General features: G+C 60.1%; 9 protein-coding genes. 5 read left to right on the forward strand and 4 right to left on the reverse strand.

All coding sequences use genetic code 11. From position 1 onward, the window contains the following. Window positions 1-82: 82 nt before the first annotated feature. The 3 genes from trpB to ABIZ35_RS28255 all read right to left on the reverse strand — a co-directional run bounded on the left by trpB (window position 83) and on the right by ABIZ35_RS28255 (window position 2558). Window positions 83-1303, reverse strand: coding sequence for a tryptophan synthase subunit beta (gene trpB / locus ABIZ35_RS28245; RefSeq protein ID WP_348223290.1), 1221 nt, complete (start codon window positions 1301-1303; stop codon window positions 83-85). Window positions 1304-1381: 78 nt separating this feature from the next. Continuing rightward, the gene (locus ABIZ35_RS28250; RefSeq protein ID WP_348223291.1) at window positions 1382-2005 is read right to left on the reverse strand and encodes a phosphoribosylanthranilate isomerase; all 624 of its coding nucleotides are present in this window, start codon (window positions 2003-2005) and stop codon (window positions 1382-1384) included. Between the two features lie 7 nt (window positions 2006-2012). Next, complete coding sequence (locus ABIZ35_RS28255; RefSeq protein ID WP_348223292.1) at window positions 2013-2558, reverse strand: TetR/AcrR family transcriptional regulator; 546 nt, start codon at window positions 2556-2558, stop codon at window positions 2013-2015. 133 nt (window positions 2559-2691) lie between these two features. Here ABIZ35_RS28255 and ABIZ35_RS28260 point away from each other — a divergent pair, with 133 nt between their 5' ends. From ABIZ35_RS28260 to ABIZ35_RS28280, 5 genes are all read left to right on the forward strand, one after another. Next, window positions 2692-2874: a hypothetical protein gene (locus ABIZ35_RS28260; protein ID WP_348223293.1), complete on the forward strand. Its 183-nt coding sequence runs from the start codon at window positions 2692-2694 to the stop codon at window positions 2872-2874. 21 nt (window positions 2875-2895) lie between these two features. Further along, window positions 2896-3180: a hypothetical protein gene (locus tag ABIZ35_RS28265; protein ID WP_348223294.1), complete on the forward strand. Its 285-nt coding sequence runs from the start codon at window positions 2896-2898 to the stop codon at window positions 3178-3180. A 102-nt stretch (window positions 3181-3282) separates the two neighbouring features. Beyond that, on the forward strand, window positions 3283-5430 hold the full coding sequence (locus tag ABIZ35_RS28270; RefSeq protein WP_348223295.1) for an ankyrin repeat domain-containing protein: 2148 nt from the start codon (window positions 3283-3285) through the stop codon (window positions 5428-5430). A 298-nt stretch (window positions 5431-5728) separates the two neighbouring features. Next, on the forward strand, window positions 5729-6706 hold the full coding sequence (locus ABIZ35_RS28275) for a hypothetical protein (RefSeq protein ID WP_348223296.1): 978 nt from the start codon (window positions 5729-5731) through the stop codon (window positions 6704-6706). A gap of 23 nt (window positions 6707-6729) precedes the next feature. After that, a complete protein-coding gene (locus ABIZ35_RS28280; protein ID WP_348223297.1) occupies window positions 6730-8649 on the forward strand; it encodes an ankyrin repeat domain-containing protein in 1920 nt (639 codons plus the stop codon). Here the strand turns inward: ABIZ35_RS28280 and ABIZ35_RS28285 are convergent. Continuing rightward, complete coding sequence (locus ABIZ35_RS28285) at window positions 8635-10140, reverse strand: PLP-dependent aminotransferase family protein (protein ID WP_348223298.1); 1506 nt, start codon at window positions 10138-10140, stop codon at window positions 8635-8637. The genes ABIZ35_RS28280 and ABIZ35_RS28285 overlap by 15 nt on opposite strands. Window positions 10141-10388 lie beyond the last annotated feature (248 nt).

Consider the following 10388-nt stretch of genomic DNA (forward strand, 5'->3'; position numbering starts at 1 on the left):
TCCGTCCGGCACGGACGGTTAGCGCTTCGCTCCCAGATGTGGGTTTTATACCCGCGGGCCAACTCTGAGGGATGAGGGCTCTCTACAGCATCCCCAGCCGCCGCGCGACTTGATCGACGTCTTTATCGCCGCGTCCTGAGAGGCATACGATCAGCTTCTGGTCTTTCGGAAGCGTCGGCGCCAGCTTGCGGACATAGGCAAAGGCGTGGGAGCTTTCGAGGGCAGGGATGATGCCTTCGGATCGGGCGACCCACTGGAACGCTTCCACCGCTTCTTCATCGGTCACGGAGACGTATTCGGCGCGGCCTTGCTGCTTGAAGTGAGCGTGCTCGGGGCCGACGCCGGGGTAGTCCAGGCCAGCGGAAATCGAATGGGTGCTGCGGACCTGCCCATGCGTGTCCTGAAGAACGTACGACGCCGAGCCGTGCAGGACGCCTTTGGAGCCGGCGGTCAGCGTGGCGGCGTGATGCTCTGTATGTACGCCATGTCCGGCGGCTTCGACGCCAATCAGGCGAACGCCTTCATCGTGGACGAACGGGTAGAAGATGCCCATCGCATTCGATCCGCCGCCGATGCATGCAACGACCACGTCGGGCAAGCCGCCTGTGTCTTCGAGCATCTGCTGGCGCGACTCAAGGCCGATCACGCTCTGGAAATCGCGGACCATCGTGGGATAGGGGTGCGGGCCGGCGACGGTGCCGATAATATAGTGCGTGTTACGGACATTGGTGACCCAGTCGCGCATCGCTTCGTTGAGCGCGTCCTTGAGGGTGCGTGTGCCGCTGGAGACGGGGATGACCTTGGCGCCGAGCAGGTTCATTCGGATGACGTTGAGCTTCTGGCGCTCGATGTCTTCCTCGCCCATGTAGACTTCACACTCGTAGCCAAAGAGCGCGCACGCGGTGGCGGTGGCGACGCCGTGCTGGCCGGCGCCGGTCTCGGCGATGATACGCGGCTTGTTCATACGGCGGGCGAGCAAAATCTGGCCGAGCGCGTTATTGATCTTGTGCGCGCCGGTATGCGCGAGGTCCTCGCGCTTCAAATAGATCTGTGCGCCGCCCAGCTCGCGCGTCATCTTTTCGGCGAAAAACAGTGGGGTGGGGCGTCCAACATAATCCTTGCAGTAGTAGGCGAACTCTTCCTGGAATTTGGGATCCGCCTTCGCTTTGGCGTAGGCTTCCGTCAACTCGTCCAGCGCGGGGATGATGGTCTCGGGAACGAAGCGTCCGCCAAACTCGCCGCCAAACCGCCCCTGCGCGTCCGCGACATACAAATTCTCGGCCGATAGCGTGTCAACTGCCATATTCGTACTTCTTTCTGCTTACTCTGATATTCTAACACTCGCGTATGGGCGTTGTCAAATGCTTGTCTGTTAGATCAATTACGCCTGCCGCGCGTCCCACGCGCGGACGGCTTTAATGAACGCCTTCACCTTAGTGTGATCCTTCACGCCGGGACTGCTTTCGACTCCGGAGGCGACATCCACGCAGTCCGGGCGCACGGCTTCCAGGGCGTCGACGACGTTTTCTGGCGTCAGTCCGCCTGCCAAGAGAATGGGCTTGCCGCTCAAGCGCTTCGTTTCCACAGCAAGGTCCCAATTGAACGTCTCGCCTGCGCCGCCGAGTTTATCTTTGTGATAGGTGTCCAGCAGCAATGCTGAAACGGGATCGGAGAACGCTCGGATTTCGTCCAGCGTCGAGGCGTCCTTCATCCGAAAGCACTTGATGCGCCAATGCGTATTGCGCCGGGACTGACCTTTGTCCGTGGTCTCATGGTAATACTGGATGTAATCGGCGGGATAGTCATTGGAGTCTTCGGGACGCATCACGACCACCACGCGTTTCACAAACAAAGGCGGCTGGGTGGCGATCTCATCGAAGCGCTCCGGCGACACAAAGCGCGGTGAGTTGGGGACGGCGATGAACCCTAGCGCGTCCACTCCATAAGCCGCTGCCGCCTCCATGTCGTCGCGGTTCGTGATACCGCAGATTTTAATGCGTGTCATTAGAGTATTATACTCCTTCTTGGCTTTGCGAGAGTTCCAGCATTCGCGCCACCACGCGCTCACGCAGTTCCCCGGCCGGAGGCGCAAGCCCAAGCATCTCCGTCAGCCACAATCCGTCCGCCGCCAATCGCAGCAGCGTCGCCGTCGCCTCATCAATCCCATCAGTTTCCACACGCGCCTGCCACTCCGCAAACCGCTCTCTTATTTTCTCCATCACCGCCGGATCGCTTGCCGCCGCCGCGAGCAGCCCCACCGAAGGATCGCCATCCCCCTGCGTCTCAGCCGACGCCCGCACATACGCACGCGTCCAGCGTCCTGCTTCTTGGTCATCTTGAGCGACCGAAGCCTCCACGTTTCCCTCAAACTGCGCGATGCGTTCCTTAGCCAGCGCCGCAATCAGCGCGTACTTGCTCGGAAAGTGATAGAGCACTCCGCCCTTGCTCACCCCTGCCTCCTCCGCCAGCGCATCTTGAGTCAGCTTGGACACCCCGTCCCGCCGCACGATTCGCGCCGCCGCCTGAAGCAGCATCGCCTTTTTGCTGTTTGCGTACATTAAGATAGTATACCGTCCAGACAGTACAGTATTCAATAGTCTGAGCGAATTCTTTGCCTTCGCAGGGTATCTTGACAACAACTGCCCGTTCTTATCGAACCGCGCGTTCCTTATTAAGAAAGATAAAGAAATTATGCCATTGCCAACAGAACTCACGCCGGAAGTCTATGCAGTCTGGGGGCAAATGAAGCAACTGACCCTACTCGTACTTAGAGAATGTCACGATCCTGATTATTCGGTCACGGAGGATCGCGCGAACGCCTTGTTCAACAAATTGGAGTCCGAGGCGTTGCAGTTGCGGCTTTTTGACGAATAGACGAAACAAAGGCCCAAAGCAATGTCATTCTATCCCGGCGACCCCAAACAGCGTTTCCCGCATCCCGCGAACGCGGAAGTGCTCGCCGTACTGGAGGCGCTTTCTGCGCCTCTGCCGACTAACCCGGAAGACATTTTTCGGGAATTCGATGATTACGAACTGCATACGCATCCCGAGTTGTACGATCGCCTTCTGAAGATCTCACGAAATGCTGAGACTGCCTTGGATTGGATTTGTTTCAAACAGCTTGCTAGTTTCGACAATTGGTGCAAGTACGCATTCGATTATGCGAAGCAGTTGGAGTAGTCGTTTGAGACAATGAGAATGAACAGGTATTCGATGACAAGCGAGCAGGTTTTGCTGGGGCGAACGCATAATGGCAATATATTATTCTGAGAGTGAGACTCCATGAAACGTTATCTCTCTGTCCTTGCCGCTGCTATAGTCACTGGATCATCCGCCGTTGGTTTGATTTACGCACAGTCGGTCGACGCCCCGGACAATCGGAAGCCGATGCAGGCTCAGCTCACGCCTAGGAATCCTAAACAGATCATCGTACCGGATACGCCGCAAAACGTTCGTCTGGTGGACGCGGTGCGGCAAGGGAAATTATCTGCCGTTCAAGCCGCCCTTGACCAGGGCGCCACTGCTGACGCCAAGGTTGGCTGGGAGGGACAACCGGGGCAATATCCTGTGGTAATGCTGGCGGCGCAGGATTTGGCCGACGCTCGAAAGAAGTACCTGCCGATTTTCCGTCTGCTGATCGAACGTGTGTCGCAGCCCAGCGCTTCAGACACTGACGCTGGACGCACTCTTTTGATGGCCGCCGTGGACATGAATGACCTTGTATCGGTTAAGAAATTGCTGGAGAAGGGCGCAGACGTGAATGCGCGGACGAAGCAGTTCCCGACAGGCGGCAGCGCTCTCTATAACGCCGTTATGGCCGGCGGACTGAAAAGTTCGGGCGCTCTGGCAATGACCAATGTCCTGCTCGAACATGGGGCTGTGGTCGACGCGGCGGATGCGGACGGAACCACGCCGCTGATGCTCGCCGCACAGATGGATAACCTCGGCGTTGTCCAGGCGCTGCTGGCGCGCGGCGCAGATCCATCGCTGCGGGATAAACGGGGCTGGTCGGCGATCCGCTGGGCGGCGGGACGGGGCTGGAGCGATGTCGTCACCGTACTGCGCGATCACTCGCCGATGGACCTTCATGAAGCTGCGCAGTTTGGAGATCCCGTGCGCGTACGCGCCCGTCTTGACGCCGGGGACGATGTCAACGCGCCAGATGCGCAGGGAATGACCCCGCTGATGGCGGCGATGAAGTCCGGGAGCGTCGAAACGACGCGGCTGCTGCTGGATCGCGGCGCGGATGTGAACCGGAAGGGGCAAAAAGGCAGGACAGCGCTTCACCTCGCGGCGTTCTACGGAGACCTCCCCCAGGTTCGTTTGTTGCTGGACCGGGGCGCGGATATCAACGCCGCCACATCCACTCGGGCATTGCTGATTACTCCACTGACCGAAGCCGTCAGGCAGGCTCAGGCGGATGTCGTCGCAACGCTGATCGAGCGCGGCGTGAATGTCAAAGGCGAGCAGGGGCCAAAGGCGCTCGAGATCGCCGTTCATGAGGCTGGCGGGGAGTTTGTGCGGCTCCCGCGTGACGCCGCCGCGAGCCAGGGGAAGCAGGGGAAATCCGTCTTCGACGCAAGGGAGAGGATTATCAATTTGCTCCTGGCGGCCGGCGTGGACGTACGCGCGAACCAAAGCCGCGCCCTATTCGTTGCCGCCAATGACGGCCAGGCTGGTCTCATCGAACTGCTGCTCAGCAAAGGCGCGGACGTGAATGGACGCGATACAACAGGCGCTCCCGGAAGTATGCAGGATGGCCAAACAGCGCTGATGGGAGCGCTGGAGTCCTGGTCTGGCGCACTCGCCGAGGAGGAAATGCTGAAGGACGGCTCGCTTTCCGGCTCAAATATGAAGGATATCCGCGAGGCGCAGCAGTTTGCAAAACGATCTGTGGACCTTCTGATCGCTCACGGCGCGGACGTGAACCTTGCCGACGCGCGCGGAGTGACGCCGCTGGTGCAGTGCGTCACCTTGGGTATGCCGGACGGCGCCAAAATCCTGCTCGCCCATGGCGCGAAGGTTGACGCAGTCAACCAGGAACAACAGACCGCCCTGATGCAGGCCGCCGGCGATTTGAAAATGACGACCCTGCTGCTCGCCCATCACGCGAATGTCAACAAAATCGATAAGCAGGGACGAACGCCGCTGATGCTCGCGGTTGACGACGGCTCGAATGACTTTGCCCGTGAGGAAAGCGCTAGTAAACGAGAATTTTATCACGACTCAGACGCCGCACGCTCCCCACAAGCGTCTCAAAACGATCTCCCGAATCCCCAGGGGCATCCGGAAGTCGTTCGTCTTCTCCTGCGCCACGGAGCCAATGTGAATGCGATTGCGGCGGACGGCGTAACAGCGCTCTCTCTTGCCCGCAAACAGGGCTTCAAGCGCGTCACTGCGCTGCTGATTGAGGCGGGAGGCAAGCACTAAAACAAATGGGCGCGATCCCGATTGCTCGCGGACTTAAGCGAGTGGGGGCTATGGGCTTATAAGTACACAAAGATATTGGAGTGAAGAGGCGAGCTGAATAGTTTTCGCAGAATATTTGTCCTGAGAAATGAAAGCTATTTGACGCATGTCGTGCAACTTTGGCGGTGCTCACGTGTCTCACCGATTGATGAACGATCAAGCTTGCTCCGGCTGGAATAGAGATCACTGGCTCCTGCGAATGTTTGTCCCGCGCACTTCGCGCCCCTGGCGTCATCGGAACCCACGAAAGGGCTGACTTATGGATGACGTCGAGAAGACGCTGTCGACAAGCACGAATGTTCCTGCGGAAGATAACAGCCCCCTTGAGGCCGCCATGGCGGAGCTTGCCCGTCATGATGCGGCGGTTCGTGACGCTATTCTGAAGCAGTTAAGAGAGCAAAGCGAGTACATGATGGCCTCCGGTTTGAAGACGATGGAGGCGTCGCGGTCAGCGCAGGCGAAACCGTCAGTGAAAGATGAGAAGTCGGAGCCGATGAGCAACGTAAAGATGGCTCTTGGTCTTGGTGTGTCGCTGCTCATGTTCAGTGGTTTTGTCGCACTCTGCTGGGCTATCATCGCTGGAGTTCCGCATCCTGTGGCTTCCGGTGGACAGGATGCGGACGGCTGGGGATTGGTCTGGTCGGACTCGCACGGCTGGCGTGTCGCCCAGTACGCCTGGTGTGGGTTTCTCACCTGGCTGCTCGCCCGCAATTTACGGCGCGGTCTTCTGACCGACGCCTGGGCGGTCGTGCGTCAGTTGACTTTTCCTATTCTGTTCCAAAACTTGCTCATCGTACTGGTAACCGCCACGGCGGCCCTTACGCTGCTGCATCTCTTTCCCGCGCTCAATCGGTCCTGGCTTTATTTAATCCCCGGAGGGCATGGTTCCGCCACGAATTTGAGTGTGCTGCCTGCGCATATCAAATACTATGGGATTGCGTTTTTGCTTCTCTTCGCCGTCAGCATTCCGAAATTCGCTCGGAGCGAGGAGAAAAGTTACCGGGAAGGGACGCGTAATTGGAAGCAGGGAGCGTGGCGAAGCTTACGATTTGGCCTTGGACACTGCGTCGTCGGCGTGCCGCTGTATGCGGGACTGGCTCTGACGATCGGCGGACTCTGGTTCACGCTCCAGTACTTCCGAGGCGGCGTCGAGCGCAGCACGCTTCACCATGCGGCTTATAATTGGGTGATTACGGCGGCCGCACTGGTCGGCGTGACGCTTTGGAGCTTACACTAAATGCGACGAGAGAGGATGGCGCAATGAGCGAATTGCTGGACGCTGTCTCCCAGGGGAACCTGGAAAACGTGCGTCGAATCTTGGCGGCTGGCGTGGATATCGAGGCCCGGAGCGCGAAGGGAAGCACCGCGCTGATCCTCGCGGCCCGACACGGGCATACCGAAATCGCACAATTGCTTTTACGGGAAGGCGCCGATGCGAACGCGGTCAACTCGAAAGGCCGCTCGGCGCTGTTGGGGGCGGTCCTCTTCGGGTCCGAAGCCATCGTGCGTTTGCTCATCGACGCCGGCGCGGATGTCAATATTCGGAGCGCGGATGGGGCTGCCGCCCTGCACTGGGCGATCGTTCGCAGCCAGACCGATATCGTACACGCATTGGTCGATGCAGGAGCGAATGTGAACGAAGCCGCCGATGATGGGGGGCCTCTTTTCCATGCGGCCATACGTGGCTGCGAGGAGATCGTCCGAATTCTGCTGGACGCCGGGGCCGATTTAGAGGCGACACGGCATGAGCTTACCGCGCTGACGGTTGCTGTGACGGGTGGCCATAGGGGCGTGGTTCGTTTGCTGCTGGAGCGGGGCGCCGCTCCGAGAGGCCTTGGACCACGCGTGACGCTGAAAAGCATGGCGGTTTCCCATCCCGAGATTCTCGGGATGCTTCGGGAGGCCGATGGCACGACGCTCCATAAGGCGGCGCGAGATGGAGATTTGGATCGCCTTGCGCAGATGCTTCCGGCGGCCGATGTGGACCGTCTTGACGATGGCGGCGCTACGGCGTTGATGGCTGCGGCGTACGGCGGGCAAGTAGACTGCATTCGAACACTGATCGAGAATGGAGCGACAGTAAACTGGGCGGACCCATATGGACGTACGGCGCTTTTGACGGCGTCATCACGAGGCCATGTCGATTGCGTGCGTCTCTTGCTGGAGCACGGCGCGGATGTTCATCGGAAAACACAGCGAGGGCAGACGCCGATCGGCGCGGCGGCGCTGGCGGGTTTTGCAGATGTTGTGCGATTATTGAAGGCTGCGGGAGCGCCCGTCGGTCTGCCGGAAGTCGCGGCGCTGGGCGACTGGGCGCCCGTCAATGCGCTTTTGAAGCGCTTGAGGCTCAAAGGCGTTCTCCACAATGGCGCGGTCAATATCCCGGGTTCCTCCGGAGGTACGGCTCTGATCGCCGCCGCCGCAGGCGGCCATCTTGATCTGGTGCGGCGCCTCTTGAGGCTCGACGCCGATGTTCGTGCGGCGGACATATTCGGGGCCAATGCGCTCCATGCGGCTGCCAGTCGCGGCCATGTAGATGTCGTCGATCTGCTTCTGGAGCATGGAGCTGAGATCAACGCCATCAAGGAGTCTGGCGTCACGGCCATGGCGGAGGCAGCCCGCAGCGGAGATTTGGCGATGGTGCGGGCGTTAGCCGAGCGAAATGCCGAACCGGACCTCGTTGGAGGGCGGCTCCTTCCGCCACTGAGCGCTGCTGTCTATACGAATCAGATCGAGACGGCGCGTGCGCTCCTGGAAATCGGCGCCGATCCCAATAAAAAGACGTCACTGGGTCGCTCTGTACTTTGGTCAGCGGCCGACCTGGGGTGCGTGGATCTTGTGCGACTTCTGCTCAAAGCAGGCGCCCGTGTCGATGAGCCGGACGCAGATGGGATAACGCCGCTGATGCGCGCGGCGCATGCCGGGAGCGCGAAGACCGTCGAGGCGCTTTTGGACGCCGGCGCCTCACCACTGGCGATGTGTGGGCCGATGGACGTGATGACGAATGCGGTGCAGGGCGGCAGCGTCGAGGCCGTCCGTCTGCTGATGGCTCATGGGGTTGATATTCAAGGGCGAGATGAACTGGGCGTTCCGAAGGTCCTGTTGCCTCTTCTTCTTGCTGCGACCACACGGAAATCCACGATCGCTCAGTTTCTGAAAGAAGTTCTAGCGGCGGCGTAACGCCGTCGCCAATCCCCGAATGCCCGCAATAATCTCCGCCGGCGAAGCCGCCGCGTAACCCAAAACTAACCCCGATCTTTCAGGAGCTTCCAGGTAATTGTACGAGAGCGCCTGCGCTCGCACTCCTTGGCGCTTGGCTTCAAGAGCCGCTTGCCGGTCATCTGTCCCGGGCGGCAGGTAGCCGACGAGGTGCATGCCGCCGTCTGCGGGCGCTATGTCGAGAATCCCCGCGAGTTCGCGTCGCGCGGCCTCTAGGAGTATGGATTGGCGTTCGTGATAAAGCGCGCGCATGCGCCGGATGTGGCGCTCGAAGTGGCCTTCGCGCATGAACTCGGTGAGAATCAGCTGATCGCGCAGAGGTGAATGCGAGTCCATGAGACGCCGGGCGGCGGTGAGGGGATCGACGAGGTTCGGGGGAGCGACGATGTAGCCGAGACGCAGCGAGGGGAAGAGCACCTTGCTGAAGGTGCCCATATAGATTACGCGTTCATGAGTATCCAGGCTTTGCAGGGCGGCGAGCGGGCGACTTGCGTATCGGTACTCGCTGTCATAGTCGTCTTCAATGATCCAGGCGTTCGCGTCCCGCGCCCACTCCAGAAGGGCGAGGCGGCGCGGAAGGCTCATGGTGACGCCGAGCGGCATCTGGTGCGAGGGCGTCACGAAAGCCAGCCGCGCATTGGGGGCAAGCCGTCTTCCCTGAGCTGAGTCCAGCCCCTCACCATCCACGGGTACGGGGACGAGGTGCGCGCCCGCGCCCAGCAAGGCGCCCTTCGCGCCGAAGTAACCCGGCTCCTCCATCCACACCGAGTCGCCTGGATCGATCAGGACATGCGCGATCAGCGAAATTGCCTGCTGCGCTCCGGCGACAATCAATACTTGCTCCGCGCGGCAGCGCACGCCGCGTGCGCCGCCCAGATAGGCCGCCACTGCTTCGCGCAAGGGCAGATGTCCGGCCGAGTGCTGATAGGAATCGGCGTGAGCCGCTGTCCCACGCCCGATGCGCGCCGCGATCCGTCCCCAGAGAGCATTTGGAAACTCGTCGAGCGCCGGTGTTCCCAGCAGAAATGCGCGTCCCTGTTCCTTGTCCGTTTGGAATTGCGCCAGCACATGATCTGTATGGGCGCGTTGTGCGAGAAATCGACGGGACAACGGAGGAGTGCTGGAGAACGATTCGGAGATCGGCGGGGCGGAGACAGCGTCGGTTTTCACAAAGTCATCAGGAAGTGTCTGGGCGACGTACGTTCCGGCGCCGATGCGGCCGTCGAGATACCCTTCCGCGTAGAGCTGCAAAAACGCATCGACGACTGTACGGCGCGATACGCCGAGCTCCTCCGCAAGCGTGCGCGTGGACGGAAGCCGCTCGCCGGGCATGAGACGCTGGGTGAGGATCGCATCCCGCAAACCGTCATAAAGCTGGCGGTATAGGGGCGTGCCCTGCGTACGGTCCAGGCTCAAACCCGTCAAGATCGCTCCGGCGGCGCGTTTCGGCAAGTGTCCCATTCTCCAAAGTGGTATCGTTATTTTGGCGATATATGGGGCTGTTGTCAATCCATTTTGAACGGTACAATCTCATTCATAATTTCCCAGGCGAAAGAGGAGTGAACAATGACCGATCAAACACATACCCCGCGCATGAGCCTGCCGGATGTCGCGCCCGAAGTTTACGCCGCGATGCGGGCGTTCGGTAAGACGCTGGACGAGTTTGAATTGGACGCCGGTCTGCGCGAATTACTCAAAGT

The sequence above is a fragment of the Capsulimonas sp. genome, assembly GCF_039929585.1.
Taxonomy (GTDB): Bacteria; Armatimonadota; Armatimonadia; order Armatimonadales; family Capsulimonadaceae; genus Capsulimonas.